This window comes from Burkholderia sp. JPY481, assembly GCF_038900515.1.
GTDB classification, from domain to species: Bacteria; Pseudomonadota; Gammaproteobacteria; order Burkholderiales; family Burkholderiaceae; genus Paraburkholderia; species Paraburkholderia youngii.
Genome location: NZ_JAYMRT010000207.1, coordinates 1 through 255, shown reverse-complemented (window position 1 = coordinate 255; position 255 = coordinate 1). Strand labels below are relative to the sequence as shown.

The following is a 255-nucleotide window of genomic DNA, read 5'->3' as shown; positions in this document are numbered from 1 at the left end:
CCGCGTCGAGGTCGAGCGCCTGCCCCGCGCCCGCCTCCGTGATGTGGATGCCACCGTGCCACATGCCCTTGCGGCTGACGAGATACGAGCCGGACGGCTCGTTCGTGGCAAGAAGGCGGTAAATGTCATGCTCGTCGGTGAAACGGGTGGATGCACTGGCATTGCCTTGCGCCTTGCGCAGAAACGGAAAGGCAAAGGCCAGTTGTTTGAGGACGGGAGGTTGCGGCGTCTGCGGGCGGTGAGGTGCCGGTTTGC

1 pseudogene is annotated in these 255 nt (G+C 64.7%); it reads right to left on the bottom strand.

Features of this window, described 5'->3' with window-relative positions:
• Positions 1-255 (bottom strand): annotated as a pseudogene (locus VSR82_RS40365) (glycoside hydrolase family 19 protein); the annotation flags it as partial.